General features: G+C 69.0%; 16 protein-coding genes and 1 pseudogene. 3 read left to right on the top strand and 14 right to left on the bottom strand.

Annotated features, from left to right (window positions below; all coding sequences use genetic code 11):
- The 10 genes and pseudogenes from C1I97_RS42935 to ngcE form a co-directional block, all read right to left on the bottom strand.
- The coding region (locus tag C1I97_RS42935) for an amino acid permease (RefSeq protein WP_441349092.1) at positions 1–642 on the bottom strand (642 nt) is incomplete at its 3' end.
- A pseudogene (locus tag C1I97_RS08240) lies at positions 525–1,673 on the bottom strand (amino acid permease); the annotation flags it as partial. The pseudogene C1I97_RS08240 and the gene C1I97_RS42935, both read right to left, overlap by 118 nt.
- 157 nt (positions 1,674–1,830) lie before the next feature.
- The gene (gene dxs / locus C1I97_RS08235; RefSeq protein WP_111002566.1) at positions 1,831–3,795 is read right to left on the bottom strand and encodes a 1-deoxy-D-xylulose-5-phosphate synthase; all 1,965 of its coding nucleotides are present in this window, start codon (positions 3,793–3,795) and stop codon (positions 1,831–1,833) included.
- A 197-nt stretch (positions 3,796–3,992) separates the two neighbouring features.
- Positions 3,993–5,285 (bottom strand): sugar ABC transporter permease, encoded by a 1,293-nt coding sequence (locus tag C1I97_RS08230; RefSeq protein WP_111002565.1) that lies wholly within the window; start codon positions 5,283–5,285, stop codon positions 3,993–3,995.
- Complete coding sequence (locus tag C1I97_RS08225) at positions 5,282–6,073, bottom strand: ATP-binding cassette domain-containing protein (protein ID WP_181446630.1); 792 nt, start codon at positions 6,071–6,073, stop codon at positions 5,282–5,284. Before C1I97_RS08225 ends, C1I97_RS08230 begins: the two co-directional genes overlap by 4 nt.
- A 197-nt stretch (positions 6,074–6,270) precedes the next feature.
- Positions 6,271–7,371, bottom strand: coding sequence for a substrate-binding domain-containing protein (locus tag C1I97_RS08220; RefSeq protein WP_111002563.1), 1,101 nt, complete (start codon positions 7,369–7,371; stop codon positions 6,271–6,273).
- Positions 7,372–7,505: 134 nt separating this feature from the next.
- Positions 7,506–8,705 (bottom strand): ROK family transcriptional regulator, encoded by a 1,200-nt coding sequence (locus C1I97_RS08215; protein ID WP_111002562.1) that lies wholly within the window; start codon positions 8,703–8,705, stop codon positions 7,506–7,508.
- A gap of 443 nt (positions 8,706–9,148) precedes the next feature.
- Positions 9,149–10,090, bottom strand: a complete 942-nt coding sequence (locus tag C1I97_RS08210; protein ID WP_111002561.1) for a carbohydrate ABC transporter permease — start codon at positions 10,088–10,090, stop codon at positions 9,149–9,151.
- Between the two features lie 2 nt (positions 10,091–10,092).
- Positions 10,093–11,019 carry a carbohydrate ABC transporter permease gene (locus C1I97_RS08205; RefSeq protein ID WP_111002560.1) on the bottom strand — a complete coding sequence of 309 codons (927 nt, stop codon included), beginning with the start codon at positions 11,017–11,019 and terminating at the stop codon, positions 10,093–10,095.
- Positions 11,020–11,112: 93 nt separating this feature from the next.
- Positions 11,113–12,558 (bottom strand): N-acetylglucosamine/diacetylchitobiose ABC transporter substrate-binding protein, encoded by a 1,446-nt coding sequence (gene ngcE / locus C1I97_RS08200; RefSeq protein ID WP_111002559.1) that lies wholly within the window; start codon positions 12,556–12,558, stop codon positions 11,113–11,115.
- Positions 12,559–13,026: 468 nt separating this feature from the next.
- On the opposite strand from ngcE, the gene C1I97_RS08195 reads away from it, so the two are divergent.
- Positions 13,027–16,830, top strand: a complete 3,804-nt coding sequence (locus C1I97_RS08195) for a GH92 family glycosyl hydrolase (RefSeq protein WP_181446629.1) — start codon at positions 13,027–13,029, stop codon at positions 16,828–16,830.
- A 299-nt stretch (positions 16,831–17,129) separates the two neighbouring features.
- On the opposite strand, the gene C1I97_RS08190 is transcribed toward C1I97_RS08195, so the two are convergent.
- Positions 17,130–19,925 carry an aconitate hydratase gene (locus C1I97_RS08190; RefSeq protein WP_111002558.1) on the bottom strand — a complete coding sequence of 932 codons (2,796 nt, stop codon included), beginning with the start codon at positions 19,923–19,925 and terminating at the stop codon, positions 17,130–17,132.
- A gap of 290 nt (positions 19,926–20,215) precedes the next feature.
- Between C1I97_RS08190 and C1I97_RS08185 the strand changes: the two genes are divergently transcribed.
- Together C1I97_RS08185 and C1I97_RS08180 are read left to right on the top strand one after the other, a co-directional pair.
- Positions 20,216–20,968, top strand: a complete 753-nt coding sequence (locus C1I97_RS08185) for a TnsA-like heteromeric transposase endonuclease subunit (RefSeq protein ID WP_111002557.1) — start codon at positions 20,216–20,218, stop codon at positions 20,966–20,968.
- Positions 20,969–21,111: 143 nt separating this feature from the next.
- Entirely contained in the window at positions 21,112–22,035 is a 924-nt protein-coding gene (locus tag C1I97_RS08180; RefSeq protein WP_258382475.1) for a transposase family protein, read from the top strand.
- Here C1I97_RS08180 and C1I97_RS08175 read toward each other — a convergent pair.
- The 3 genes from C1I97_RS08175 to C1I97_RS08170 all read right to left on the bottom strand — a co-directional run bounded on the left by C1I97_RS08175 (position 22,012) and on the right by C1I97_RS08170 (position 24,780).
- Positions 22,012–24,108: a recombinase family protein gene (locus tag C1I97_RS08175; protein WP_111002556.1), complete on the bottom strand. Its 2,097-nt coding sequence runs from the start codon at positions 24,106–24,108 to the stop codon at positions 22,012–22,014. The genes C1I97_RS08180 and C1I97_RS08175 overlap by 24 nt on opposite strands.
- 35 nt (positions 24,109–24,143) lie before the next feature.
- Entirely contained in the window at positions 24,144–24,305 is a 162-nt protein-coding gene (locus tag C1I97_RS39755; protein WP_181446628.1) for a hypothetical protein, read from the bottom strand.
- 94 nt (positions 24,306–24,399) lie between these two features.
- Positions 24,400–24,780, bottom strand: coding sequence for a helix-turn-helix domain-containing protein (locus tag C1I97_RS08170; RefSeq protein ID WP_258382474.1), 381 nt, complete (start codon positions 24,778–24,780; stop codon positions 24,400–24,402).
- Between the last annotated feature and the right edge of the window lie 141 nt (positions 24,781–24,921).

The following is a 24,921-nucleotide window of genomic DNA, read 5'->3' as shown; positions in this document are numbered from 1 at the left end:
GGCGGCGGTGGCCACGACGTCGAAGCCGATGAAGGCGAAGAAGACGACGGAGGCGGCGGTGAAGATGCCCATCACGCCGAAGTTGGACGGAGCCCAGCCGAACATCAGCTCGATGAGTGGTGCCTTGAGGTTGCCGCCCGCCGTCACCGGCTCCGCCTTCGGGATGAACGGACTGTAGTTGCCTCCCTTGACGAAGAAGGCACCGGCGATGATCACGACGAGCACGACCGCCACCTTGATGGCGACGACGACCGAGGTGACCCGCGCGGAGAGCTTCATGCCGAGGACGAGGACGGCGGTGAGGACCAGCACGAGGAGGGCGGCGAGGATGTCGAAGCCGAAGCCGGTCGCGGTGTCCCTCCCGCTGAGGTACTCGGGCAGGTGCCAGCCCGCGTTGTCGAGCAGCGAGTGGATGTAGCCGGACCAGCCGACGGAGACCACCGCCGTACCGAGCGCGAGTTCCAGCACCAGGTCCCAGCCGATGATCCAGGCGGGCAGCTCGCCGAGCGAGGCGTAGGAGAAGGTGTAGGCGGACCCGGCCAGCGGAACCGCGGGTGGGTGTGCGAGAAGAACCGGGGCAGCAGCCCGTCCCGGCTCATCGCGAAGAACACCCGGGCCTGGCCGAGCAGCAGGATCATGCACACCGTGGTCAGACCGATCGCGGCACCGAAACTGATCAGGCCCGCGTACCACGGGTGCCCGGTGGCCTTGAAGGCGTCGGCAAGGGGTGCTTCCACGGACAGCGCGCTGTACTTCTGCATGCCGGTCACGACGATCGACACGGCGACGTACAGCGCGGTGCAGACGACCAGCGAGCCGAGGATGCCGCGCGGCACGTCGCGCTGGGGGTTGCGGGTCTCCTCGGCGGCGGTGGCCACGACGTCGAAGCCGATGAAGGCGAAGAAGACGACGGAGGCGGCGGTGAAGATGCCCATCACGCCGAAGTTGGACGGAGCCCAGCCGAACATCAGCTCGATGAGTGGTGCCTTGAGGTTGCCGCCCGCCGTCACCGGCTCCGCCTTCGGGATGAACGGACTGTAGTTGCCTCCCTTGACGAAGAAGGCACCGGCGATGATCACGACGAGCACGACCGCCACCTTGATGGCGACGACGACCGAGGTGACCCGCGCGGAGAGCTTCATGCCGAGGACGAGGACGGCGGTGAGGACCAGCACGAGGAGGGCGGCGAGGATGTCGAAGCCGAAGCCGGTCGCGGTGTCCCTCCCGCTGAGGTACTCGGGCAGGTGCCAGCCCGCGTTGTCGAGCAGCGAGTGGATGTAGCCGGACCAGCCGACGGAGACCACCGCCGTACCGAGCGCGAGTTCCAGCACCAGGTCCCAGCCGATGATCCAGGCGGGCAGCTCGCCGAGCGAGGCGTAGGAGAAGGTGTAGGCGGACCCGGCCACCGGAACCGTGGAGGCGAACTCGGCGTAGCAGAGCGCGGCGAGCGCGCAGACCACCCCGGCCAGGACGAAGGACAGGGACACCGCGGGGCCGGCGTGGTCCTTCGCGGCCGCGCCGGTGAGGACGAAGATCCCGGTGCCGATGATGACACCGATGCCGAAGACGGTCAGATCGAGGGCGGAGAGGGATTTCCGGAGCGCGTGCTCCGGTTCCTCGGTGTCCCGGATCGACTGCTCCACGTTCTTCGTCCGGAAGAGCGTCGTGCTCACGGCCCTACCTCCCCTGCTTGTCGTCCTCGACATGATCGAGAGGGCTGGGGATGCGTATGCCCCGGCACTGGCAGGTTCACGCAGCGGGGCCGGTTCCGCCACCTGTAGGAGGTCGCGGAACCGGCCCGATCGGGTCCTGGCGCCGAACTCGGGTGGGTCAGTCGCGCGCGGACTGCACCGGGTCGGCCTCGGCGGCCGGGCGCTCGGCGCGGGTCCCCCCGTTCGAGCGGGCCCGGGAGTGGGGCAGGCCGTCGAGCCTGGAGACCAGGCCCGTGACCTGGCGGGCGATGTCCGGCGCGGTCAGGCCGATCTCCGCGAGCACCTCGGCACGGGAGGCGTGGTCGAGGAAGCGCGGCGGGATGCCGAAGTCGCGCAGTGGTACGTCGACGCCGGCGTCCCGCAGGGCCTGGGCGACGGCCGAGCCGACGCCGCCGACGCGGGAGTTGTCCTCGACGGTGACGACCACGCGGTGCCGCTCGGCGAGCGGTGCCATGGCCTCGTCGACCGGCTTGACCCAGCGCGGGTCGACGACGGTGGTGGAGATGCCCTGCTTGTCGAGGAGCGAGGCCACCTCCAGGCACATCGGGGCCAGGGCGCCGACGGAGACGAGGAGGACGTCCGGGGTGTCGGTGCCGGGCTCGCGCAGGACGTCCATGCCGCCGACGCGGCCCACGGCGGGTACGGCGGGGCCGACGGCGCCCTTGGAGAAGCGGACCACGGTCGGGGCGTCGTCCACCTCGACGGCCTCGCGCAGCTGGGCGCGGACCTGGTCGGCGTCGCGCGGGGCGGCCAGGCGCAGGCCGGGGACGACCTGGAGGATCGACATGTCCCACATGCCGTTGTGGGAGGCGCCGTCGGTGCCGGTGACGCCGGCCCGGTCCAGGACGAAGGTGACGCCGCACTTGTGCAGGGCCACGTCCATCAGCACCTGGTCGAAGGCGCGGTTGAGGAAGGTGGCGTAGACGGCGAAGACGGGGTGCACGCCGGCGTGGGCGAGGCCGGCCGCGGAGACGGCGCCGTGCTGCTCGGCGATGCCGACGTCGTAGATCCGGTCGGGGAAGGCCTTGGCGAACTTGTCCAGGCCGACCGGCTGGAGCATGGCCGCGGTGATGGCGACGATGTCCTTGCGTTCCTTGCCGAGCTTGACCATCTCGTCGCCGAAGACGCTGGTCCAGTCGGCGCCGGAGGTGGCGATCGGCAGACCGGTGTCGGGGTGGATCTTGCCGACGGCGTGGAAGCGGTCGGCCTCGTCCTGCAGGGCGGGCTGGTAGCCGCGGCCCTTCTCGGTGAGGCAGTGCACGATGACGGGGCCGCCGAACCGCTTGGCGCGGGACAGCGCCGACTCCAGGGCCTCGATGTCGTGGCCGTCGATGGGGCCGACGTACTTCAGGCCCAGGTCCTCGAACATGCCCTGCGGGGCGATGAAGTCCTTCAGGCCCTTCTTGGCGCCGTGCAGCGTCTCGTACAGCGGTCTGCCGACGACCGGGGTGCGCTCCAGCATCTCCCGGGTGCGGGCGAGGAAGCGCTCGTAGCCGTCGGTGGTGCGCAGGGTGGCGAGGTGGTTGGCGAGGCCGCCGATGGTCGGGGCGTAGGAGCGCTCGTTGTCGTTGACGACGATGACGAGCGGGCGGTCCTTGGCGTCGGCGATGTTGTTCAGCGCCTCCCAGGCCATGCCGCCGGTCAGCGCGCCGTCGCCGATGACCGCGACGACGTGGCTGTCCCGCTCCAGCAGCTGGTTGGCCTTGGCGATGCCGTCGGCCCAGCCGAGCACGGTGGAGGCGTGGCTGTTCTCGATGACGTCGTGCTCGGACTCGGCCTGCGAGGGGTAGCCGGACAGGCCGCCCTTCATCTTCAGTCGGGAGAAGTCCTGGCGGCCGGTGAGCAGCTTGTGCACGTAGGACTGGTGGCCGGTGTCCCACAGCACCTTGTCCTTCGGCGAGTCGAAGACGCGGTGCAGGGCGATGGTCAGCTCGACCACACCGAGGTTGGGGCCGAGGTGGCCGCCGGTCTTGGAGACCTCGGTGACGAGGAAGGTCCGGATCTCCTCCGCCAGCTGGTCCAGCTCCTCCAGGCTGAGCCGGTCCAGATCGCGCGGTCCCCTGATGCGGGTCAGCAGCGGCACCCGTGCCTCCTTGCAGTAGAGCTGATCGAGCTTTTTGCCGGGCGGGTCGAGTCTAGTGTTCCGTCCGGGCGGCCGGTGCCCGGGCGGGGGGTCGTGCGTCACACGAACGGCCGCCCCCCGGCAGGGGCCGCGTCATGACACGACCGTGCCCGGCACCGCCGCGGGTGCCGGGCACGGTTCTCGGATGAGCCGCTTTCCTACGCGCGGCCCGCCGTCTTCTGGGTCTTGCGGGTGACCGCGTCGATGATGACGGTCGCCAGCAGGACGCCACCGGTGATCATGTACTGGACCGGGGCGGCGATGCCCTCCAGGGCGAGGCCGTACTGGATCGAGACGATCACCAGCACACCGAGGAGCGCGTTCCAGGTGCGGCCGCGGCCGCCGAACAGGGACGTACCGCCGATCACGGCCGCGGCGATGACGTTCATCAGGAACTCACCGGTGCCCGCGCCCTGGTTGGCGGAGGCGATCTTCGAGGCGACGAAGAGGCCGCCGATCGCGGCGAAGGCGCCGGCGATCGCGAAGACCGAGATCCGGACCAGTTCCACGTTGATACCGGCGCGCCGGGAGGCCTCGACGCTGCCGCCGAGCGCGAACACCTTGCGCCCGTACGCCGTGCGGCGCAGCACGAAGTCGGTGAGCACCAGCACCGCGAGGAAGATCACCACGGCGAGGGGCAGGCCCTTGTGCTGGTTGTAGACGATCGCCACGGCGAAGGAGACGACGGCCAGCAGCACGGTGCGCAGCACGAGGTCGCTGAGCGGGCGGGAGGGGATCCCGGCGGCCTCCCGGCGGCGGTTGCCCAGGAAGGAGGTCAGGAAGTACGCGGCGACGGCCACGACGGCGAGCCCGTAGGCGGCGGCGATGTCGCTGAAGTAGTAGCTGGTGAGCTTGGCGACGATGCCTTCGCTGTCGAGGTTGATGGTGCCGTTGTCGCCGAGGATCCGGAGCATGAAGCCCTGCCAGAACAGCAGGCCGGCCAGCGTCACGGCGAAGGCGGGCACGCCGATGCGGGCGAAGACGAAGCCGTGGATGGCGCCGGCCGCCGTGCCGGTGAGGATGGCCAGCACCAGGGCCAGCACCTCGTTCATCCCGTGCGTGATGTTCAGCACCGCGAAGGTGGCGCCCGCGACACCGGAGACCGAGCCGACCGACAGGTCGATCTCGCCGAGCAGCAGGACGAACACGATGCCGACGGCGATCATGCCCGTGCCGACCATGGCGACGGAGATGTCGGAGAGGTTGCCCGCGGTGAGGAAGTTGGAGTTCAGGCTCTGGAAGATGATCCAGATGATCGCCAGACCTATGACGACCGGTATGGAACCCAGGTCGCCGGCCTTTATCTTGCGCTTGAACTCGGTGATGTAGCCCGCGAAGCCCTGCTCGCGCACCAGCAGCCGGGGGTCCACCGCGGTCGCCGCGCCGGCGGCCGCCTCGGTGTTCACCACGGCGCTGTCCTCGGGGGGTGTGGAGGTCTTGTCGATGCTCACTTCTTGCTCTCCCCATTGGTGCGTGCCGCACGACGGGTCACGGCGTTGTCCGTGGCGCCGGTGATGGCGGAGATGATCTCTTCCTGCGAGGTCGACTTGACCTCGAAGACGCCGTTGTTGCGCCCCAGACGCAGGACGGCCACCTTGTCGGCGACGGCCTTGACGTCGGCCATGTTGTGGCTGATGAGGATCACGGCGTGACCGCGCTCGCGCAGCCGCTCGACCAGGTCGAGGACCTGCGCGGTCTGCTCGACGCCGAGGGCGGCGGTGGGCTCGTCGAGGATGACCAGCTTGGGGTCGCCGAGCATGGAGCGGGCGATGGCCACGACCTGGCGCTGACCGCCGGAGAGCGAGGCGATCGGGATGCGGACGCTGGGGATGCGGATGGACAGCGTGTCCAGCAGCTCGCGGGAGCGGCGCTCCATCTCCACCTCGTCCAGGACACCGCGCCTGCGGATCTCCCGGCCGAGGAAGAGGTTGCCGACGACGTCGATGTTGTCGCACAGCGCGAGGTCCTGGTACACCGTCGCGATGCCCAGGTTCTGGGCGTCGTTCGGCTTGTTGACCTGGACGGCCTTGCCTTCCCACTCGATGACGCCCTCATCGATGGGGTGCACGCCGGCGATCGTCTTGACCAGCGTGGACTTTCCGGCGCCGTTGTCGCCCACCAGGGCGACCACTTCACCGGCGTGGACCTCAAGCTCTACGTCGGTGAGCGCCTGGACGGCACCGAACCGCTTGGAGACCCCGCGCAACGCCAGCACGGGCGTAGCGGACACGTGAACCATCTCCTTCGCCGCCTGACCCGGCGGAAGGTTGTGCAGAGAATTGGGGGGTTGTTCCGTCCGGCGCCCCGCACGAGCTTGCGGGGCTTTGGATGGGCGGGGCGCCGGAGGGAGCCTCGGGTGCGCGTCCCGCCGGGGGAGTTCAGGGACGAACTCCCCCGGCGGGGAAGGCGCTTGCGTCGCTTACTTCAGACCGGGCCCTACTTGAGACCGAGCTTGTCGCAGGCCTTCTTGTACTGGGCCGTGCAGATGTCCGCGACGGTGTAGACGCCGTCCTTGACGACGGTGTCCTGGATGTTGTCCTGGGTCAGCGAGGTCACCGCGACCAGGATCGAGGGGACGTTCTTGGTGGTCGGGCTGTCGACCTTGTCCTTGGCGATGGAGTCGAGCGACTTGCCCTGGGCGAGCGCGACGGCCATCTCGGCGGCGGCGTCCGCCTCGGGGGCGTACGGCTTGTAGACGCTCATGTACTGCTCACCGGCGACGATGCGCTGCACACCCGCGAGTTCGGCGTCCTGGCCGGTGACCGGGACCTTGATGCCGGCGGCCTTGAGGGCGGTGATGATGCCGCCGGCCATGCCGTCGTTGGCGGAGTAGACGCCGACGATGTTCTTCTTGCCGAGGGCGGAGATGGCGCCCTCCATGTTGGAGTTGGCGTTCTCCGGCTTCCACTCCTTGGTGTCGTACTCCTTGCCGATGTTCACCTTGCCGTCCAGCACCTCGTGGGCGCCCTGCTTGAACTGCGCGGCGTTCGGGTCGGTGGAGGAGCCGTTCATCATGACGATCTTGCCGGACTTGGCCTTGTCGCCCAGCGCCTTCAGCAGCGCCTCGCCCTGGGTCTTGCCGACGGTCACGTTGTCGAACGAGGTGTAGGCGTCGATCGGGCCCTGCGCCAGTCGGTCGTAGGCGACGACCGGGATGCCGGCGTCCTTGGCCTTCTGGACCGAGCTCTTGATGGCCGCGGCGTCCACCGCGTCCAGGATCAGGACGTCCACCTTGTTGGTGATCATCGTCTCGACCTGCTGGCTCTGCAGGGTGGCGTCCTGCTTGGCGTTGGCGTAGACGACCTTGCCCTTGTTGTTCGTCAGCTCCGCGATCTTCTTCTCGATCAGCGGGCGGTCGAACTTCTCGTAACGAGCGGTCTGGTTCTCCGGCAGGAGCAGCCCGACCTTGATCGCGTCGCCCTTCTTCTCGCTGCCCGCCGACTTCGAGGAGCCACCGTCGGACTCCTTGGCGCTGCCACAGGCGGCGAGCGAGACGGCCATGGCACCAGCGACAACGGCGACGGCCGCGCAACGCATACGCGTGTTCACTTCTTCAAACCTCCCTGACGAGGCCGCGTCGTTGCGGCCGAGGTGGCTGGAAGTCAACTCGGCCGCGCGTGCGACGTCAAGAAGTAAATACTTAACGAGATGGCAACGGTGCCATCCGTTCTCTAAGTGAAGGCAGGCGTCGCCAGGTGCAGGGTTCCGTCCAACAGGGTCGAATCGCCCATTTCGCTGAGCGCCAGGGCGAGCGCCCCGAGGACCTCCGCGCGGCTCCCGAGGGCCCCCGGAAGCACGGAGAGCCGGCGGGCCGCACTGGGGATCGCGTAGCGGGCGACGGACTCCCTGATCGGCGCCAGGACCAGCTCACCGGCCTCCGCGAGGTCGCCGCCGAGGACGACCCGGCTGGGGTTGAGCAGGTTGCAGAGGTTGGCGACTCCGCTGCCGACGTGACGGCCGACGTCGGCGATCACCCGCCGGCAGCCCGGGTCGCCGTCCCGCGCCAGCCGTACGACGTCCTCCATGGTCAGGTCGGTGCCGTGGCTGGGCTGGAGCAGCGGGAGCACGTACCGGGCGGAGGCGAAGGTCTCCAGGCAGCCCCGGTTTCCGCAGCGGCAGACCGGGCCGGACTCGTCGAGGGTGATGTGACCGATCTCACCCGCGGTTCCGCCGGGGCCGCGGTAGATCCTGCCGTTGATCACCAGACCGGCGCCCACACCGCTGGCGATCTTGATGTACGCCAGGTCGCGCACGCCCCGGCCGCTGCCCCAGACCAGCTCGCCCAGGGCGCCGAGGTTGGCGTCGTTGTCCACGTGCACCGGCACGCCGAGGCGCCCCCGCAGCTCCTCGGCGGGCTTGACGCCCGTCCAGCCCGGCAGGATCGCCGTGGAGCCCAGGGTGCCGGACTCGACGTCGATCGGGCCGGGTACGCCGACACCCATGCCGGCGATCTTGGTACGGTCGATGCCCGTTGCCTCGATCAGGCGGTTGACCAGCTCCTCTGCCCGGTCGAAGCCCTGGGTCGAGGAGGCGTCCACGTCCAGCGGCTCGGACTCCTCGGCGAGCACCTGGTGGGCGAGGTTGCCGATCGCGACCCGTAGGTGCGTGTGCCCGAAGTCGACGCCGATCACGATGCCGGCGTCCCCGCTCAGCGATACGCTACGGGCTCGGCGCCCGCCCGCGGACGTGGGCGTGACCTGGACCGTCCCCCCGTCCTTGAGCTCGCGCACGATGTTGGAGACGGTCGCCGCGGACAGACCCGTGGTCCTCGCGATCTCCGCCTGCGTGAGCGATCCCGCCAGCCGCACGGCCCGTACGACCCGCTCCAGGTTGGCTCGGTGCAGCGACGACTGCGACCCTGGAGTCTCCACAACGACCTCCTGAGTGCGGGGCCGCTCCGGCGAGGCCCCGACTATGTCCAACTAGTGAACTCTAAGCTGAGCTGTTCGGGTTGCCTCCCGTCAAGAGGTTGAACCGTTATACAGCTCCTTGGACACATGGACGAAGGCGTGCTAGAGGGACGCCGGGCGGCCCTGGGCGAGCCGCTCCGCAGGCCCCACCTGGTCCATAAGCGCAGGGCCAGAGACCGGTGAGCCCGGGTCCGCAGCCCGGGACGAACAACCCAAAACCCGGGACGCGAGGCCCACGGCCCACGGCACGGGCGCGCAGCGCCCGGCACACGACCGCGAGGCCCGAAACCGGCGAGCCCGGATCCACAGCCCGGGACGAACAACCCGAGGTGCGTGAGCCGCAGCCCTGGCCCCGCCCGGGGCGCCTGGCGTGTGCGGGCGGGCCCGGGGACGGGCGCCGGGGGCTACTTGAGGGCGCCGGCCGTCAGGCCCTGGACCACCTGGCGCTGGAAGATGATGTACGCGGCCAGGACCGGCAGCATGGCCATCACCAGGCCGGCGAAGAGGCCCGACCAGTCGCCCTTGTAGCCCTGGCTGACGGCCAGCTGGACGAGTCCCTGGGTGAGCACGTGCTTGTCCGGGTCGGTGTTCAGGACCGTCGGCAGCATGTACTGGTTCCACTGCCCGAGGAAGTTGAAGATGCCCACGCTGATCAGGCCGGGCTTGGCCATCGGCAGCATGATCTGGAAGAACGTCCGGGTGTGCGAGGCGCCGTCCACGAAGGCGGCCTCGGCCACCGTCGTCGGCAGGGTCCGGAAGAACGCGGTCAGGAAGAAAACGGTGAACGGCAGCGAGTAGGCGATGTAGACCAGGATCAGACCGTGAAGGGTGTTCAGCAGTCCCATGTTGTTCACGACGTAGAACAACGGGACCAGCGCGAGCATGATCGGGAAACTCATACCGCCGATGAACAGGTAGTAGATGAACCGGTTGCCCGGGAATTCGAACCGGGCCAGCACGTACGCCGCCATCGAGCCGAGCACCAGCGTGCCGACGAGCGAACCGCCCACCACCAGCACGGTGTTGAGGAAGTAGTCGCTCATGTGGGCGTCGCTCCAGGCCCGCGCCCAGTTCTCGAAGTGCAGCCTGTCCGGCAGCGACCAGGGCGAGCCGAAGATGGAGCTGTCGTCCTTGAAGGACGTCATCACCGCCCACACCAGCGGCATGACCACCATGATCGCCCAGATGACCAGAATGCCGTGCGAGAAGACGTTGAGGACCTCGCCCTCCCGTTTCTTCCCGTTCTTCCCGCGCGGTTTTCCGCCCGCCGGAGAACCGGCTCCGAAAACGCCGGCACCGGACTCGGCCGGGACGGGGGCGGAGGCGGGGGTCTCGGTCGTTTTCATGCTCAGAACTCCAGCCGCTCGCGCCGCCCCAGCCGCATCACGACCGCGGCGAAGGCCAGCGTGACGACGAGCAGGGCGACGCCGATCGTGGTGGCGTAGGCGGCCTGACCGTCACGGAACGCCTTCTGGTACACGTACAGGACCATGACGGTGGTCGAGTAGTCGGGACCGCCCGGACCGGTCGTCATGATCTGTACGACCGCGAACGACTCCGCGCCGAGGGCGAGGATGCCCATGTAGACCCAGCCGGACTGCACGGTGTCCCACAGCAGCGGCAGGGTGATCCGGAAGAAGGTGGTGAACCGGCCGGCGCCGTCCAGCAGCGCGGCCTCGTACAGGTCCGCCGGGATGGAGGCCATGCCGGCGGAGAAGAGGACCACGAAGAAGCCGACCGTGGACCAGACGAGCACCGCCATCACGCACCACAGGGCGAGGTTCGGGTCGCCCAGCCACAGCGGCTGGACACTGTCGAGCCCGAGCCCGCGCAGCACGGAGTTGATCGCGCCGCTGTCCGGGTTGTACGCGAAGGCGAACAGCAGGGCCACGATCGCGATGGACAGCACCTGCGGGAAGAAGTAGACGATCTTGTAGAACGAGGAGCCGCGGACACCGGAGATCACCGGCCCGCCCCTGCGGTACCGCCCGCCCACATTGATCATGAAGGCGAAGAACAGCGCCAGACCGATCGTCACCAGCGGCAGCAGCAGGGCGAACAGCAGGCTGTGCTGCAACGACTTCCAGAAGATCTCGTCGTCGAGCATCCTCCGGTAGTTGTCGAAGCCGACCATCGCGAAGTCGGGGCTCAGGCCGGTCCAGTCCGTGAACGAGTAGTAGATGGACTGGATGAACGGCCAGATCACCAAAAGCGCGTACAGCCCCAGGGGTGCCGCCAGGAACCCCACGATGAACCGGTACTTGCCGTGCTGCATTGCTGCCGACCCCGTTCTCTGGGCGGGTGGTGCCGCTGGTGACGGATCCTCACAACGGATTCACCGGTGTTTCAGTGGTGCCTCACTGGTGTCTCACTGGTGCTTGTAGTGCTTGACCGACGTGTCCTTCGCGGCCTCGTCGGCGAAACCCTGGATCTTCTTGATGGCCTCGGCCGGGGTGAGACGGCCGGCCATCATCTCGCCGATGCCGGACACACCGATCTTCTCCTTCTGCAGCTGCACGTACCAGTCCTGCAGCCGCGGGTTCACCACGTTGGAGCCGGCCTTCTCCAGCGCCGCGACGCCGGACTTCAGGCCCGGGGTGAGGTCGATGCCGCTGGTGCCGCCGTTGTACGCGGTCAGCGACTTCACCTTGGCGGTGAAGTTCTTCGAGGACGCCTCGCTGAGCATGATGCGCAGCTGCTCCATGCCGCCCTCGGCGTTCTTCGCCTTGGCCGGGACGATGAAGGGCTCGCCGCCGGAGGCCCAGATGGTGCCGAAGGGCATCTTGTCGGAGCCGTCGATGCCGGTGGGCGCGGAGACGGCGAGGTCGAAGTCCTGCGGGATGACGTTGGCGGACTCGTTCTCCACCCAGGAGCCGTTCGGGAGGAACAGCGCCTTGCCCTTGGCCCAGGCGGTCTGCGACTGGATGTGGTCCAGGCCCGGGGTGCCCTTGAGGACGTAGCCCTTCTTGTAGAGCTCGTAGTAGGCCTCGAAGCAGGCCTTGACCGCCGGGTGCTTCCAGGCGCCCGGCTCGAGGTTGTCGATCGCGTCGAGGACCTCGCGGCCGCCGACCTTGCCGATCATCGGGTAGAGCGAGAAGGGGAGGTAGTACGGGTACTTGCCGGCGTACGTCCAGCCGGCCATGCCCTTCTTCTTGGCCTTCTCGCAGACCTTGAGCATCTGGTCCCAGGTCTCCGGGTACTGCTCGTCGAGCGAGTCCAGGGCCTTCTGCGAGTACCACACGCCGTACACCGTGTAGGCGTAGTACAGGATCCACACCGGCTTGCCGTCGAACTGGCCCATCTCCACGATGCCCGGGCGCAGCGTGTCGCGGACCTTCTTGCCCGGATCGTCGTAGGACGGCGCGTCCAGCAGCGGGGTGAGGTCCGCGAGCTGGTTCTTGCCGACGAGGACGCCCATGTCCATCTGCTCGGCGCCGGAGTTGTCGATGAGGTCCGGCGGGGTGCCCTGGTTGAAGCGCGGCTGGAGCGTGGACTGGATCTTCTGGGTGGCGGAGAATTTCACCTTGGCCTGGGGGAAGGCCTTCTCGTAGACCTTCACGGCGTCCTCGGCGTACTCCTTGCCGAAGCCGCCGTCGAACAGTACGAATTCCATCTGCGCGGTGTCGTTGACGCCGAGCGGGTTCTTCTCGGTCTTCTTGCCGGTCTTGGCCTTGTCCTGGCCGCCGCCGCCACCGCTGGCGCACGCGGACAGGAAACCCATCGTGGGGACGCCGATCAGACCGAGTGCGGCGGACCGCTTGATCAGATCCCGGCGGCCGACGCCTGTGTGGTTCTCGGCGGAAGTGGATCCCATGCTCAAGTCCTCGCTTTCTCCAGGACTCAGGCGGTGAACCGGATCCTCCCCGGCACCGCGGTCGGGTCAAGCTGGGTCGTGCAGGAGTTACTTCGTGCGTCATCTACCGGTACCGGTGGGAAAACAAGGAGGCTGACGCGTTTCGCACGTCACACCACCTTTCCGGCTCCTTCCGGGCCCGCTTGACGGCCTTTCGGACGACCATGCGGACGCCGACAGGTATAGTCCACTTCCCGTCAGCTGAGCAAGATCGAATGCAAGGTTCCCCGCCGGTCTTTTCCGAGTTGAGACCTCGGCCGGAACATGAGCCGCCCGCGGGCCTCCCTGACGGAAATATTCACAGCTTTGCGCCCGAATGCCACACCCAACACCCTTGACATCACTGACAACTTGGCCCCCTACTGGTCTCTGCGCACCGAGCTGACAACGTTGTCCGAAGTGCAGGTAACCCAGGGAGGGTCGTCGCGTATGCAGCGCGGAGTACGGCACAGATGGGGTCCGGCGGTCGTCCTCACGACCGCCTTTGTCATGGCGGCCGGCTCGCAGGGGGCGGCGGTCGCCCTGCCCGGCAAGCCCCCGGCCGCCGACCGGGAGTTCGCCTCCTCGTTCGAGACCGGCGAGCCGGCACCAAACTGGCTGAACACGGTCGACACCGCCGGGGACGGGAGCAAGCGCGCCTCGGGTGTGGACGGCGGCTACAGCACCGGCATCCCGGGCAGTGTGAACGACCACGTCACCGACGTCCGGGCCAGCGGGGAGAACGCGGGCGCCGGCGAGGTGAAGGAGAACCTCGTCGACGGCGAGTCCGGCACCAAGTGGCTGACCTTCGAGGCCACCCGCTGGGTCGAGTTCGACTTCGACGAGCCGCGGAAGATCGCCCGGTACGCCCTCACCTCGGCCAACGACTTCGACGGGCGCGACCCGAAGGACTGGACCCTGAAGGGCTCCGCCGACGGCAAGGACTGGAAGACCCTCGACGCCCGCTCGGGCGAGGACTTCTCCGAACGGTTCCAGACCAGGACGTACGACCTGGCCGAGCCGGCCGAGTACCGGCACTTCCGGATCGACATCACCAGGAACAACGGCGCCTCGACCATACTCCAGCTGGCCGACGTGCAGTTCTCCACCGGCGGCGGCGACGGCCCCGTCCCGCAGGACATGCTCTCCCTCGTCGACCGCGGCCCGAGCGGCTCCCCGACGGCGAAACCGGGCGCCGGCTACACGGGCAAGCGGGCGCTGAGGTACGCCGGCCGGCACACGGCCGAGGGCCGGGCGTACTCGTACAACAAGGTCTTCGACGTCGACGTCGAGGTCGCCCGCGACACCCGGCTGTCGTACCGCCTCTACCCGTCGATGGCCGACGGCGACCGCGACTACGCCGCCACCCACGTCGCCGTGGACCTCGCCTTCACCGACGGCACCCACCTCAGCCGGCTGGGCGCCACCGACCAGCACGGCTTCACGCTGAGCCCGCAGGGGCAGGGCGCGGCCAAGGCCCTGTACGTCAACCAGTGGAACAACGTCGTGTCGCGGATCGGCTCGGTCGCGGCCGGCAAGACGGTCGACCGGATACTCCTCGCCTACGACTCCCCCGCCGGCCCGGCGAAGTTCCGCGGCTGGCTGGACGACGTGGTCATCGAGCGGGCCGCCCCCGACAAGCCCCGGGCCCACCTGTCGGACTACGCGCTGACCACCCGCGGCACCCACTCCAGCGGCAGCTTCTCGCGCGGCAACACCTTCCCCGCGACCGCCGTCCCGCACGGCTTCAACTTCTGGACGCCGGTGACCAACGCGTCCTCGCTGAGCTGGCTGTACGAGTACGCGCGTGCGAACAACGACGACAACCTGCCGACGGTCCAGGCGTTCAGCGCGAGCCACGAGCCCAGCCCCTGGATGGGTGACCGGCAGACCTTCCAGGTGATGCCGTCCGCCGCGTCCGGCACCCCGGACACCGGCCGCACCGCCCGCGCGCTGGCCTTCCGGCACGAGAACGAGACCGCGCGGCCGTACTACTACGGAGTGCGGTTCGAGAACGGTCTCAAGGCGGAGATGACGCCGACCGACCACGCGGCCGTACTGCGCTTCACCTATCCGGGCGACGACGCGAGCGTCCTGTTCGACAACGTCACCGAGCAGGCGGGCCTGACCCTGGACAAGGAGCACGGCATCGTCACCGGCTACTCGGACGTGAAGTCCGGGCTGTCCACCGGCGCCACCCGGCTCTTCGTGTACGGCGTCTTCGACAAGCCGGTCAAGGACGGCTCGGCGAGCGGCGTCAAGGGGCACCTGCGCTTCGACGCCGGCAAGGACCGCACCGTCACCCTGCGGCTGGCCACCTCCCTGATCGGCCTCGACCAGGCGAAGGACAACCTGCGCCAGGAGATCCCGGACGGCACCTCCTTCGACACCGTCAAGAAGCGCGCCCAGCGCGCCTGGGACAAGGTGCTCGGCAGGGTCGAGGTCCAGGGCGCCACGCCGGACCAGCTGACCACGCTCTACTCCAGCCTGTACCGGCTGTACCTGTACCCGAACTCGGGCTTCGAGAAGGTGGGCGGGACGTACCGGTACGCCTCCCCGTTCTCGCCGATGCGCGGTGAGGACACCCCGACGCACACCGGCGCGAAGATCGTCGACGGCAAGGTGTACGTCAACAACGGCTTCTGGGACACCTACCGGACCACCTGGCCGGCGTACTCGCTCCTGACACCGCGTCAGGCGGGCGAGATGGTGGACGGCTTCGTGCAGCAGTACAAGGACGGCGGCTGGACCTCCCGCTGGTCCTCCCCCGGCTACGCCGACCTGATGACGGGCACCTCCTCGGACGTGGCGTTCGCGGACGCGTACGTCAAGGGCGTGCCGATGGACGCGAAGGCGGCGTACGACGCGGCGGTGAAGAACGCCACCGCCGTGCCGCCGTCCTCGGGCGTGGGCCGCAAGGGCATGAGCACCTCCCCCTTCCTCGGCTACACCACCACGGCCACGCACGAGGGCCTGTCCTGGGCGATGGAGGGCTACGTCAACGACTACGGCATCGCGAGGATGGGCGAGGCCCTCTACAAGAAGACGGGCCAAAAGCGCTACAAGGAGGAGGCGGAGTACTTCCTCGACCGGGCCCAGGACTACGTGAAGCTCTTCGATCCCGAGGCGGGCTTCTTCCAGGGCCGTGACGCCAAGGGCGACCGGCGCCTGGACTCGTCGAAGTACGACCCGCGTGTGTGGGGCTACGACTACACGGAGACCAACGGCTGGGGCTACGCCTTCACCGCCCCGCAGGACAGCCGGGGCCTGGCGAACCTGTACGGCGGACGGAAGGGCCTCGCGGACAAGCTGGACACCTACTTCGCCACGCCGGAGACGGCCTCCCCCGAGTTCGTCGGCTCCTACGGCGGTGTCATCCACGAGATGACCGAGGCGCGGGACGTGCGGATGGGCCAGTACGGCCACTCCAACCAGGTCGCCCACCACGTCGCCTACATGTACGCCGCGGCCGGACAGCCGTGGAAGGCACAGGAGAAGGTCCGTGAGGTGCTCTCCCGGCTCTACGTCGGCAGCGAGATCGGCCAGGGCTACCACGGCGACGAGGACAACGGCGAGCAGTCGGCCTGGTACCTCTTCTCCGCGCTCGGCTTCTACCCGCTGGTGATGGGCAGCGGGGAGTACACCGTCGGCTCCCCGCTGTTCACCAAGGCGACGGTCCACCTGGAGAACGGCCGTGACCTCGTCGTCAAGGCGCCGGGGAACAGCGCGAAGAACGTCTACGTGCAGGGCGTGCGGTTCAACGGCAAGGCGTGGAACTCCACGAGCCTGCCGCACTCGCTGCTGTCGAAGGGCGGGGTCCTGCAGTTCGACATGGGCCCGCGGCCGTCGTCGTGGGGCACGGGCAGGGACGCGGCGCCGGTGTCGATCACGACCGGCGACAAGGCGCCGAGCCCGCGGTCGGACGTGCTGAAGGGGGACGGTGCGCTGTTCGACGACACCTCGTCGACGGACGCGACCGTGACGACGGTGGACCTGCCGGTGGCCGGGGCCACCAGGGCGGTCCAGTACACCCTGACCTCGTCCGCCGACCGCACCAGGGCCCCGGCCGGCTGGACCCTCGAGGCCTCCACCGACGGCAGGACCTGGAAGACGGTGGACCGGCGCTCCGGCGAGTCCTTCGCCTGGGACCGGCAGACCCGCCCCTTCACGATCGCCTCGCCGGGCGCGTACCAGAAGTACCGCCTGGTCCTGGACGGCGCCTCGGCGCTGGCGGAGGTGGAGCTGCTGGCGTGAGGCACGCACACGCGTGACGGAGGGGGCGGGTCCCGAGGATCCGCCCCCTCCGGGCCCTTCGGGCGTTCGGGCGTTCGGGCTTTCGGGCACGGACCGGTCATCGGCGGCCGGGGCGGGCGAGGCGGGAGCAGCTCCCGTCCGGCGGGTTCCGGTCCACCGAGTGGGAGCGCTCCCACCTCGCTTGCCGGTGGACCTAGCGCGGCCGGCGACGGCTGTAAACGCCTGGGGCCGGTTTGGCGCACAAAGGCGGGCCGCACCCCCGTTACCGGGGATGCGGCCCAACTGCCCTGAGAAATCCGTTACTTGCGGATCAGGCTGCGCAGCACGTACTGCATGATGCCGCCGTTGCGGTAGTAGTCGGCCTCACCGGGGGTGTCGATGCGGACGACCGCGTCGAACTCCACACCGGTGTCGGTGGTGACCTTCACCGTGCTCGGCGTACGGCCCTCGTTGAGCTCGGTGACGCCGGCGATGGAGAAGGTCTCCTCGCCGGTCAGGCCGAGGGACTGAGCCGTCCGGCCCTCCGGGAACTGCAGCGGGAGCACACCCATGCCGATGAGGTTCGAGCGGTGGATGCGCTCGTAGGACTCGGCGATGACGGCCTTGACGCCGAGCAGCGCGGTGCCCTTCGCCGCCCAGTCGCGGGAGGAGCCGGAGCCGTACTCCTTGCCGGCCAGGACGACCAGCGGGATGCCCTGCTCGATGTAGTTGCGCGAGGCGTCGTAGATGAAGGAGACCGGGCCGCCCTCCTGCGTGAAGTCACGCGTGTAGCCGCCCTCGGTGCCCGGCGCGATCTGGTTGCGCAGGCGGATGTTGGCGAACGTACCGCGGATCATCACCTCGTGGTTGCCGCGGCGGGAACCGTAGGAGTTGAAGTCGCGGCGCTCGACACCGTGCTCGGTGAGGTACTGGCCCGCCGGGGTGTCGGCCTTGATGGCACCGGCCGGGGAGATGTGGTCGGTGGTGACCGAGTCGCCCAGCTTGGCGAGCACCCGGGCGCCGGAGATGTCCTCGACCGGGGCCGGCTCCATGCCCATGCCCTCGAAGTACGGGGGCTTGCGGACGTAGGTGGACTCCGGGTCCCACTCGAAGGTGTCACCGGTCGGGACGGGCAGGGACTGCCACTGGACGTCGCCGGCGAAGACGTCGCTGTAGGACTTGGAGAACATGTCCTCGCCGATGGCGCCGGCCACGACTTCGTTGACCTCGGCCTCGGAGGGCCAGATGTCCTTCAGGTAGACCGGGTTGCCGTCCTGGTCGGTGCCCAGGGCGTCACGGGTGATGTCCACCTTCATGGAGCCCGCGATGGCGTACGCGACGACCAGCGGCGGGGAGGCCAGGTAGTTCATCTTGACGTCGGGGTTGATCCGGCCCTCGAAGTTGCGGTTGCCGGAGAGGACCGAGACCACGGCGAGGTCGTGGTCGTTGACCGCCTGGGAGACCTCCTCCGGCAGCGGGCCGGAGTTGCCGATGCAGGTGGTGCAGCCGTAGCCGACGAGGTTGAAGCCCAGCTTGTCCAGGTACGGGGTGAGGCCGGCCTTCTCGAAGTAGTCGGTGACGACCTTCGAACCCGGGGCGAGGGTGGACTTGACCCACGGCTTGCGGGTCAGGCCCTTCTCGACCGCCTTCTTGGCGACGAGGGCGGCGCCGATCATGACGTACGGGTTGGAGGTGTTGGTGCAGGAGGTGATGGCCGCGACCGTCACCGCACCGTGGTCCAGCTCGTAGGTCGTGCCGTCGGGGGCGGTCACCTGGACGGGGCTGGACGGGACGGCACCGGTGCCCTGGCCGTGCTGCGGGGCGCCGGCACCGTTCTCCTCGTGGCCGTAGGCCGGGGCGTCGGAGGCCGGGAAGGACTCGGCGCTGGCCTCGTCGACCACGGAGGAGGCGGCGGCCGGCGTCTGGGCGACGGGCGCCTCGACGTAGTTGAGGACGTCCTTGGCGAACTGCTGGGCGGCCTCGGCCAGGACGATGCGGTCCTGCGGGCGCTTCGGGCCGGCGATGGACGGGACGACCGTGGACAGGTCCAGCTCGAGCTTCTCGGAGAAGTCCGGCTCGGCCTTCGGGTCCAGCCAGAGGCCCTGCTCCTTGGCGTAGGCCTCGACGAGCGCGACCTGCTGCTCGGGACGGCCGGTCAGGCGCAGGTAGTTCAGGGTCTCGTCGTCGATCGGGAAGATCGCGGCGGTGGAGCCGAACTCCGGCGACATGTTGCCGATGGTGGCGCGGTTGGCGAGCGAGGTGGCGGCGACGCCCTCGCCGTAGAACTCGACGAACTTGCCGACCACGCCGTGCTTGCGCAGCATCTCGGTGATGGTCAGCACCAGGTCGGTGGCGGTGGTGCCGGCGGGCAGCTCGCCGGTGAGCTTGAAGCCGACGACCCGCGGGATGAGCATGGAGACCGGCTGGCCGAGCATGGCGGCCTCGGCCTCGATGCCGCCGACGCCCCAGCCGAGGACGCCGAGGCCGTTGACCATGGTGGTGTGCGAGTCGGTGCCGACCAGGGTGTCCGGGTAGGCCTTGCCGTCGCGGACCATGACCACACGGGCCAGGTGCTCGATGTTGACCTGGTGGACGATGCCGGTGCCGGGCGGGACGACCTTGAACTCGTCGAAGGCGGTCTGACCCCAGCGCAGGAACTGGTAGCGCTCCTTGTTGCGGCCGTACTCCAGCTCGACGTTCACCTTGAAGGCGTCGGAAGTACCGAACTTGTCGGCGATGACGGAGTGGTCGATGACCAGCTCGGCCGGGGCCAGCGGGTTGATCTTCGCCGCGTCGCCGCCGAGCTCCTTGACGGCCTCGCGCATGGTGGCGAGGTCCACGACGCAGGGCACGCCGGTGAAGTCCTGCATGATCACGCGGGCGGGCGTGAACTGGATCTCCTGCGAGGGCTTGGCCTGGGAGTCCCAGTTGCCGAGGGCACGGATGTGGTCGGCGGTGATGTTCGCGCCGTCCTCGGTGCGGAGCAGGTTCTCCAGCAGCACCTTCAGGCTGTAAGGCAGCCGGGCCGAGCCCTCGACCTTGTCAAGCCGGAAGATCTCGTACGACTCGTCGCCCACCTGCAGCGTGCTGCGGGCGTCGAAGCTGTTCGCCGACACGACAGTCTCCTTCACTCATGTGCGCGTACCACCACGATCCTGCCGCCACGGCATCTCGGCCAGTCCACTAAGGCGAGACTAAGTTAGGCGTTCCTTACTTGAAGGGCGGCTGCGGTGCTCCTGGCAGATATCTCGATGTCGAGATAACTCTAGTACATGGGGGCGGGATGGTCATGCGCGGGCACGGTTGTCCCCTGTCATCCAATCGAGGCGTTTGACAGCGAACCCAGTCGTTCCGACTTCCTTGCCAGCGAACCCAGTCGTACGAGGTGACGTGCTGGGGGTGTTGGGTGGCCGTACCGGTCGGGGCGGATCTTGCGGAGCCGTATGTCGAGCTGTCGTACGTGGATGCAGCACGGGAGTCTCGGCGGCGGCCCCTGCTGGACTGCGTGACGGCTCGGTTCGAGAACGTGGCTGCAGTGCGGCCGTTTCGCTGGTCGCGCGGTGAGCGTCACTTCTCGGGCTGGTACTGGGCGGCGACGACCGGGCAGCACGTGGGTTTCGAGTCGTGGCTGGAGCGGGATCGGCTTGTGCTGATGGATTTCGATCCCGGGGTGGTGGGGATCGCCTCGCAGCCGTTCTGGCTGCACTGGCACGACGGCGAGCGGGAGCGTCGGCACGCGCCGGACTACTTCGTGCGCCGCGCGGACGGCTCGGCGGTGGTCGTGGACGTCCGCGCCGATGAACGGATCGAGGCGAGGGACTCGGAGGCGTTCGAGGTAACGCGCCGAGCCTGCCGTCAGGCCGGGTGGGGCTTCAAGCGGGTCGGGGTCCCGGAGGAAGTGCTGCTGGCGAACGTGCGGTGGCTGTCGCGCTACCGGCATCCCCGGTGCCGGCGTGGGCCGGTCGTGGACCGGCTCCGGGAGGTCTTCGCGACACCGGTCCCGTTGATGGCCGGCGCGGATGCGGCCGGTGACCGGCTTGAGACGCTCCCCGTCCTGTTCCATCTCCTCTGGTTGCGCGAGCTGACCGCTGAGGGCCTGGCGGCAGGGCTGCTGGGGCCGTCCGCCCTCGTGCGCCTGGCGGGCGGAAGCGTTCGGTGACGGGGGCCGGGGACGAACGGCGAGTGCCTCCGTCGGCCAGGATCGCGGAGTTCCCGCAGACCGCTGCGGAACAAGCCCGTTGGTGGGAGAGGCACATTCTGGAGGTGCTGGACGGCTTGCCACCGGATGCTCCCGCGGGAACGGTGCCACGGCCTGAGTTCGACCCGGAACGGAACTCGCTGGCTCAGCGGGAGCGGACCAAGGCTGCCGAGCTGACGGCCGCCGGGCACGCGATGACGGCCAGCGGTGTCAAACAGCGGCGCCAGCGCTACCAGCGCGACGGACTGGTCGGACTGGCCGACGGCCGGTCGGCCAAACAGATGCCGTCCTTCGGCCGGGTGGCCCCGGCGGTGGTCGAGGCGATGCGGCAGGCGATCGGCGAGACGGCCGAGGCGTCGTCGAAGACGATCGGCTTCGTGGTCTGGCGGGCGACGCAGATCCTGGCCTCCCGTGAGGACGCGCAGGACATCGAGGTGCCCTCACAGCGCACGCTCTACCGGCTGTTCGACAAGCTGGCCGCCGGCACTCACGCGACGGGCTCGGCGACGACACGCCGTTCGGTGAACGCGCGTCCGGCCGGACCGTTCGGGGAGGTGCCGGCCTGCGCGCCGGGCGAGTGGATGCAGATCGACTCCACGCCGCTGGACGTCCTGGTCCGGCTGGACGACGGCATTGCTGGCAAGGTCGAGCTGACCGCCATGATCGACCTGGCGACCAGGTCACTGGCCGCCGCGGTCCTGCGGCCGACAACCAAGGCGGCCGACGCCTCCGCCCTCCTGGCCCAGAGCATCACCCCTGAGATGATGCGTCCTGGCTGGCCGGAAGCTCTTCGGATGTCGAGATCGGTGCTGCCGCACCGGCGGCTGACGGCCTTGGACGAGCGGCTGGAGCACGCGACTGGAAGGCCCGTGATCGTGCCGGACACGATCGTCTGCGACCACGGCAAGGTCTTCATCTCGAACAACTTCCGCGCGTCCTGCCGCTACTTGGGCATCAACCTGCAGCCGACGCACAAGGCGTCGCCCTTCGAGAAACCTCGTGCTTCATACTGCGCCTCCTGGGGCTGATTCGATCGGTGTTTCCTCGGGTGCGGACCGCGGGTTGGGCGGCCGACCGATGCGGGGCCTGGTGAACTCCGGGCCGGGCAGCTGGTAGAAGTACTCACCCTTGTCGTTGGCGAGGCGGCCGGTCAGCAGGCCGTCGTTGCGCCACTTCTTGACGGTGTTGGTGTGCACGTGCAGGCGGCGGGCGATCTCGTTCAGGCTGAACAGCCCTTCCTTGGCGAGTCGTTGGGGGTGGCTGCGCAGGTTGTAGGCATTCCGGATGTGCTTGATGGTTCCCGGGCCGATGGGCTGGCCACCGCCGCAGACGTGGCCGCGCTCGGTGAGGATCTTCGCGATCTGGCCGTCGGTGTGGTCGTCCAGGAGCTCGTCGACGGCGGCGACGACCTCGGCCGGGGTCTGCCGGATCTGCCAGGAGGCCAGCGGGACGGGCCTGACCAGCGTGTGCTCCTGCCCACCGGTGAGGCGGACGTGGGCGGTGATCTGCTCCGCGCGGACCAGGGTGACGTCGGTGACCAGCAGCCGCACCAGGCGTTTGCGTTCGCGGTCGGGTGTTTCCGGATCCGCCCACAGGGCCGGGAAGTCGCGGGCCAGTGCGGTGACCCGGTCCCGCTGGGTCTCGTCGAGGACACCGGTTTCGGCGGCTTTTGTCTTCTCGTAGGTATCGGTGGCCTCGGCGAGCTCGCGCAGAGCCTGGTTCCAGTCGGCTTCCAAGCTGGTGGCGACCAGACGGTTGTCGGGATCGACAGCGAGGTAGCGACGGCGGGCCAAGTCGGCCTGGTACTGGGCGCGTTCGACGGTGGCGGCCCGCAGCCGGTCGGCCTCGTCCGCGCGGGCGGCCAGCTCGTCTGCGACGGCGAGCGCCACCTGCACCGCGTGCGGGGTCAGCGCGGTGACCAGCAGTTCGCCGACGGCGGCGTCGACGACGGTGCCGTGGACGCGCTGGCAGATCGGGTTGCCGTACTGAATGTTCTTGGCCTGGCAGACATACTCCGGCTCCAGCCGGTCCTTGCGCTGGTGATAGCGCACGGTCATGCGCCGGCCGCAGATCCCGCAGACCGCGATGCCCTGCAGCAGGGCTGGGCCCTCGCGCGGCGGGCCGTGGCGGCGGTCCTTGCCGTGCGCGGTGGCGTTGGAGGCGAGTTTGGCCTGGTTCGCGTCGTACTGCTCGAGCGTGATGTATCCGGGGTGGTGGTCGGGGAAGAAGGCGACCCACTGCTCGCGCGGCAGCAGGCGGGGCCCGCTCTTCCCGGTGCCGGGGGTGGGTTTGTGCTGGTAGCGGCCGTAGAAGAACGCCCCGGCATAGCGCGGGTTGTGCAGGATCTGCAGGATCCGCGAGTGCTGGGCCGGCGCCCACACGACCTGGCCCTTGCCCGGGCCGTGGGCGATGCGGCGGGGCAGTCGCAGGCCCTCGTGGTTGAACGCCTTGACCACGCCGGTGGCCGACCCGGTCGCGTCGAACAGCTCGAAGACCACGCGGATGGCCTGCTGGATGGCGCTGTCGGGGTCGAGGGCGACCTTTCCGGCCGGGCCGTAGACCAGGCCGACCGGCAGCGGGCTGATCAGCTCCCCGCGGCGGGCCTTGGACAGCTGACCGCCCCGCAACCTGGCCTTGAGCAGGTGCAACTCCGCCTCCGAGAGACTGCCTTTGAGGCCCAGCAGCAAGCGGTCATTGAAATCGCAGGGGTCGTAGAGGCCGTCCTCGTCCAAGATCAACGTCCCGGACATCGCGCAGATCTCGAGCAACCTGTGCCAGTCGGTGTTGTTGCGGGCCAGCCGGCTCACTTCCAGGCCGAGGACGATGCCGGCGTGTCCCATGCCGACCTCGGTGACCAGCCGCTGGAAGCCCTCCCGGTCGGCGGCCGAGGCACCGGATTGGCCCTGATCGGTGTCGATGACGATGATCCGGTCGGCTGGCCAGCCCAGCGCGACCGCCCGCTCCTTGAGCCCGTACTGGCGAACTGTGGACTCGGTGTTGTTGATCACCTGCTTGAGCGAGCTCTGCCGGACATACAGGTAGGCGCCTCTGGCGAGGTGGGCGGCGGTCACCTTGGCCGCCGGCCCGAACACTGACTCCATCAACTCCCCTGCTTTCTTATGAGGGTTGCTGCTGGTCATGGGCTGTGGGCGTGGGCCAGCACCATCCGCGACCACACCCGGACGATCTGCGGGTCCAGCCCGATGGGCGTCTCACGCGCTGTCGGCGGGGCTGCAACCGGGCTCCGCGGCATCGCCGCGGCGGCCAGGGCCGCGGCGGCCCGCAGAAATGCGACCATGCCGCGGGCCACCAGCACGCCGAGCCCGTGGCGGTGCCCGCCCCGGCCTGCCGTCTCGCGCAGCCGCTCGTACTCGGTGATGCCCGCCGCGGGGTCAGTGCTGGGAGCCGGTGCGGGCTATGGGCTCTGGTTGGGGGTCGCTCTCCGGCTCGCGGCGGGTCAGCGCGCGCTCGATGGAGCGCGGGTGGACAGAGAAGCCGAACTCGGCGTGCACCTTGGCCGTCAACTGCGTTGAGGTCAGGGATGGTTCGACCGCCCGCCAGCCCTCGACGCGGTCCATGACCTGCGCGGTCAGCTTGGTCGGGCCCTTCGGGCCGGGCTTGCCCCGAACCAGGGCTGACGGCCCGCCGGCGTCCAGGGCGGCGGCGATCTCATAGAACGCCTGCCGGCAGTAGCCGAAGGCCCGGGCGGCCTGGGCGACGGGCACCTTGTCCACGCGCACCCGCCGCACCATCTCGTACTTGACCTGCACCACATCCCGCGCATCGCTGTCGGCGTACGGGCTTTTCTCTCCAGGTGCGTACAGACGAACGTCCCCAGCTGTCAGGCCACGTCGGTCTCTCGCTCGATGGCCTTGAGGCGGTTCTTGAGCCGGTAGCTGGGGCCATTGATGGCG

The organism is Streptomyces sp. NTH33 (genome assembly GCF_003236365.1).
GTDB lineage: Bacteria > Actinomycetota > Actinomycetes > Streptomycetales > Streptomycetaceae > Streptomyces.
Note: the sequence above shows the minus strand (reverse complement) of the source record. Positions and strands in the feature narration are given on the sequence as shown.

Excerpts from the sequence above, each read along its gene's own strand:
- C1I97_RS08225 (WP_181446630.1), bottom strand. The coding sequence starts at position 6,073 with ATGGTTCACGTGTCCGCTACGCCCGTGCTGGCGTTGCGCGGGGTCTCC.
- C1I97_RS08220 (WP_111002563.1), bottom strand. The coding sequence starts at position 7,371 with ATGCGTTGCGCGGCCGTCGCCGTTGTCGCTGGTGCCATGGCCGTCTCG.
- C1I97_RS08210 (WP_111002561.1), bottom strand. The coding sequence starts at position 10,090 with ATGAAAACGACCGAGACCCCCGCCTCCGCCCCCGTCCCGGCCGAGTCC.
- C1I97_RS08205 (WP_111002560.1), bottom strand. The coding sequence starts at position 11,019 with ATGCAGCACGGCAAGTACCGGTTCATCGTGGGGTTCCTGGCGGCACCC.
- ngcE (WP_111002559.1), bottom strand. The coding sequence starts at position 12,558 with ATGGGATCCACTTCCGCCGAGAACCACACAGGCGTCGGCCGCCGGGAT.
- C1I97_RS08195 (WP_181446629.1), top strand. The coding sequence starts at position 13,027 with ATGCAGCGCGGAGTACGGCACAGATGGGGTCCGGCGGTCGTCCTCACG.
- C1I97_RS08175 (WP_111002556.1), bottom strand. The coding sequence starts at position 24,108 with ATGGAGTCAGTGTTCGGGCCGGCGGCCAAGGTGACCGCCGCCCACCTC.
- C1I97_RS39755 (WP_181446628.1), bottom strand. The coding sequence starts at position 24,305 with ATGGTCGCATTTCTGCGGGCCGCCGCGGCCCTGGCCGCCGCGGCGATG.